This window comes from Leisingera sp. F5 (assembly GCF_001593695.1).
Genome location: NZ_LUKH01000180.1, coordinates 1 through 4,227, shown reverse-complemented (window position 1 = coordinate 4,227; position 4,227 = coordinate 1). Strand labels below are relative to the sequence as shown.

Below are 4,227 nucleotides of genomic sequence, written 5' to 3'. Positions count from 1 at the left end.
CCTGGCGCTGGCATAAGCTTTCAAGCTTAGCAGTTCTGAAACGCGGTCCCTGCAAAGGGGCCGCGTTTTTTTGTGCCTGCCATTAGGGCATAATGGGACTGTCAGCCCTTGTTGTTCTCATCCCAAAGCGCAGGTTCCCACAGCTCCACCTTGTTGCCTTCCGGGTCCATGATCCAGGCAAAACGGCCGTTTTCATGGGCGTCAGGCCCTTTCAGGATGGGAATGTCTGCGGCAGTCAGCTGGGCAACCATGCCGTCCATGTCATCAACCCGGTAGTTGATCATGAAGCCCGAGATACTGGGGTCGAACCAGGTCCCGTCCGGATCAGCAGTGGCCCATACGGTGAGGCCGCCGTCGCCGGCCTTGTCCTCCTCCCAATTGAGGACGGCGCCGCCGAAATCCGCCAGGTCTAGCCCCAGATGGTCGCGGTACCATTCTGCCAACTCCTTGGCGCCGCCGTGCGCCTTGATGAACACCCCGCCGATGCCTGTGACCCGTGCCATGACTGTTTCCTCCCTGTTTTGGGATGAGATAGTCCGGCCGGGTGATGTTTCCGCCCTCGGTTCCGGTTTCACGGATTTTTTTCCGCGATACTGAAATCCTGTATTTCGGAAACACGTCCGCTATGATAGACACGCGACTCGAGACACCCAGGGAGTTAGCTCATGTCCAATGCATTTCTGACCGACATCTCCAACACGCTTGCCCAGATCGAGGCTGAGGGGCTGTATAAACGTGAGCGAATGATCACCTCGCCTCAGGGCGGCGAGATCACGGTTGGAGACCGGCAGGTGATCAACCTCTGCGCCAACAACTACCTTGGACTGGCCGACCACCCCGCCCTGATCGAGGCCGCAAAATCGGCGATGGAGCCGAAAGGGTTCGGCATGGCGAGCGTGCGCTTCATCTGCGGGACGCAGGACATTCACCGGGAGCTGGAGAGCCGCCTGGCCAAGTTTCTAGGCAAGGATGACGCGATCCTGTTTGCCGCCTGCTTCGACGCCAACGGCGGGCTGTTCGAGCCGCTGCTGGGGCCGGAGGATGCGATCATCTCGGACTCGCTGAACCACGCGTCGATCATCGACGGGGTGCGCCTGTGCAAGGCCAAGCGCTACCGGTATCTGAACAGTGATATGAACGATCTGGAGGCCTGGCTGAAACAGGCGCGCGAGGATGGGGCACGGCATATCATGATTGCGACCGATGGCGTTTTCTCGATGGATGGATACCTGGCCAAGCTGCCCGAAATCCGCGCGCTGGCGGATAAATACGATGCGGTAGTTATGGTGGATGACTGCCACGCCACCGGCTTCATGGGCGCAACGGGCGCGGGCACCCCGGAGCATTTCGGAGTGGACGTGGACATCCTGACGGGAACCTTGGGCAAAGCACTTGGGGGGGCCATCGGCGGCTATATCGCCGGGCCGCAGCCAGTGATCGACCTGCTGCGGCAGCGGGCGCGGCCCTATTTGTTCTCCAATTCGCTGCCGCCATCGATTGTTGCTGCCGGGCTAGAGGCGATCCGGCTGGTGGAGGAAGGGGACGGGCTGCGGGCGCAGCTGTTTGAGAATGCGCGTTACTGGCGTGCTGGCTTGGAAAATCTGGGCTTTGATCTCTTACCCGGTGAGCATCCGATCATCCCCGTGATGCTGGGCGAGGCGCAGCTGGCGCAGGATATGGCTGCAAAACTGTTTGACGAAGGCGTTTATGTCTCCGGCTTCTTCTTCCCGGTGGTGCCGCGCGGCCAGGCGCGCATCCGCACCCAGATGAACGCGGCGCTGACTCGGGATGAACTGGACAGGGCATTGGCCGCATTTGGCAAGGTCGGCAATGAACTAGGGATTGTGACATGAGCCGTCCAAACACGATGAAGGCGCTGGAGAAGAGCCATCCGCAGGAGGGCCTGTGGATGGTGCGGGCGCCGGTGCCGGAGATCGGCCCGGATGAGGTGCTGATCAAGGTGAAGAAGACCGGCATCTGCGGCACCGACATCCACATCTGGAACTGGGATGAATGGGCTGCGCATACCGTACCGGTGCCGATGATTACCGGCCATGAGTTTGCGGGCGAAATCGTCGAGATCGGGCGCAATGTCACCGATCTGGCGGTGGGTCAGCGCTGCTCCGGCGAGGGCCATCTGATCAAGACGGACTCGCGCCAGAGCCGGGCCGGCAAATTCCATCTGGATCCCGGCACACGCGGCATCGGGGTGAACGAGCAGGGCGCCTTTGCCCAGTATCTGAAGCTGCCGGCCTTCAACGTGGTGCCTCTGCCGGAGGATATCCCGGATGAGATCGGCGCCATTTTGGACCCCTTGGGCAATGCAGTGCACACGGCGCTGAGCTTTGATCTGTTGGGCGAAGACGTGCTGATCACCGGCGCAGGCCCCATTGGCATCATGGCGGCGGCGGTGGCGAAACACGCCGGCGCGCGCCATGTAGTGATCACCGATATCAACCCGGACCGTCTGACGCTGGCGGAACATGTGGCGCCGGCAGTGCGCGCGGTAAACGTGGCGCAGGAGGACCTGCAGGACGTGGTGCGCGATTTGGGCCTGAAACAGGGGTTTGACGTCGGGCTGGAGATGTCCGGAAGCCAGGCGGCTCTGGATCAGATGGTCGAGGCGCTGGTGATGGGCGGCAAGATTGCTCTGTTGGGCATTCCGCCGGGAAAATCGCCGGTCGACTGGTCGCGTATCGTGTTCAAGGCAATCACCCTCAAGGGCGTCTATGGCCGCGAAATGTTCGAGACTTGGTACAAGATGATCGCCATGCTGCAGAACGGGCTGGATGTGGGCCGGGTGATCACCCACCGGTTTGGCGTGGATGACTTTGCCGAAGGCTTTGCGGCGATGAAGTCCGGGTCCAGCGGCAAAGTGGTGCTGGACTGGACCTGATTTTGTTTTAGGGGCCGATAAAGGGGGCTTTGCCCCCTCGCGCCGCTGGCACTCACCCCCAAGGATATTTTGGGCCAGAAGAATAAGGAGAACTACGGGGTCAGCGGTTGGCGGCCGTATTCCGTGAGCAGCCAACAGCTGCGGCCTTCGAATACAGCGGCACTGAGCGGGCGGCCGTAGCCGGCGCCGCCGTCGAGGTTGATGCGGTTGCCGTAGTGGCCGGGGCGGTCCACTGGCGTATGGCCATGCACAATCAGCTTCGGGTGCCGGCCTGAATAATTGTGGAAGCTCTGGCGAATCCAGATCAGATCATTCTCGCTTTGCTTTGCCAGCGGCACACCAGGGCGGATGCCTGCATGGACAAAGGCAATCTCAGGGGTTTCGTGCATGGGTTTCAGGCTGCGCAGAAAATCGACATGGCGCCGGGGGACTGCGCCCTTGGCACGGGCGTGGAGATCCTCCAGCCGGGTGCGGTCATCAAACTGCAACCCGTAGCTATCCAGCGTTTCAGTGCCGCCAAGGCGGTCATGCAACCAATGGTAACCGACCAGCAAATGCGGGTCATGGCGGGGCGTGTCCTCCATGAACCAGGCAAACATCCGGTCATGGTTGCCTAACAGCGTTATCCAGTCGCGCCCCTCCTCCTGACCTGCGGTCAGCCGGTCCAGCACCCCGCGGCTGTCCGGGCCGCGGTCTGTGTAATCGCCCAAAAAGACAATCCGCGCGTCCGGGCCGCCGTCGGCCTCGATCCGGGCCAATGCCCCATCCAGCATGGCAAGCTGGCCGTGAATGTCGCCGATCGCATAGAGAGGCGCGGTCATTGCAAGGTCCTTTGTTTGAAGAGGCCGGAAACGAAAACGCCGCCCTTATAACCGGGCGGCGTTCCTGATTGAACCAGTTACGCAGTCAACTTTCAGACGACGTCGAAGGCCAGCGGCTTGATCTGGTTGAACAACCCGGTTTCGGCCAGCTTGGCGCGGACCTCTGCCGGCACCTCGTCATCCACATAAAGCAGCGCGATGGCTTCGCCGCCCGCTTCAGAGCGGCCCAGGGTGAAATTGGCGATATTCACATCGCTTTCGCCCAGAGTGTGGCCCAGGGTGCCGATGATGCCAGGCACGTCCTCGTTGGTGGTGTACAGCATATGCGCACCGACCTCGGCCTCGATGTTGATACCCTTGATCTGGATGAACCGCGGCTTGCCGTCGGAAAACACGGTGCCTGCCACTGAACGCTCGCGCTTGGAAGTCACTGCGGTCACCTTGACATAACCGTCGAATGTACCGGATTTGTCCTGGTTTGTGGTCGAAATCTGGATGCCGCGCTCCTTG

5 protein-coding genes are annotated in these 4,227 nt (G+C 61.1%); 2 read left to right on the top strand and 3 right to left on the bottom strand.

Translation table 11 applies throughout. The annotated features are described in order from the left end of the window. Nucleotides 1-101: 101 nt before the first annotated feature. Complete coding sequence (locus A2I95_RS26815; protein WP_291734813.1) at nt 102-503, bottom strand: VOC family protein; 402 nt, start codon at nt 501-503, stop codon at nt 102-104. Between the two features lie 162 nt (nt 504-665). Between A2I95_RS26815 and A2I95_RS26810 the strand changes: the two genes are divergently transcribed. Continuing rightward, nucleotides 666-1,853 carry a glycine C-acetyltransferase gene (locus A2I95_RS26810; RefSeq protein ID WP_027257151.1) on the top strand — a complete coding sequence of 396 codons (1,188 nt, stop codon included), beginning with the start codon at nt 666-668 and terminating at the stop codon, nt 1,851-1,853. Between the two features lie 14 nt (nt 1,854-1,867). Further along, nucleotides 1,868-2,896: an L-threonine 3-dehydrogenase gene (tdh, locus tag A2I95_RS26805; protein WP_291734815.1), complete on the top strand. Its 1,029-nt coding sequence runs from the start codon at nt 1,868-1,870 to the stop codon at nt 2,894-2,896. Between the two features lie 92 nt (nt 2,897-2,988). Here tdh and A2I95_RS26800 read toward each other — a convergent pair whose 3' ends face one another. Both A2I95_RS26800 and A2I95_RS26795 read right to left on the bottom strand, forming a co-directional pair. Further along, a complete protein-coding gene (locus A2I95_RS26800) occupies nt 2,989-3,717 on the bottom strand; it encodes a metallophosphoesterase family protein (protein ID WP_291734810.1) in 729 nt (242 codons plus the stop codon). Nucleotides 3,718-3,809: 92 nt separating this feature from the next. Next, the coding region (locus A2I95_RS26795; RefSeq protein ID WP_291734808.1) for an ACT domain-containing protein at nt 3,810-4,227 on the bottom strand (418 nt) is incomplete at its 5' end.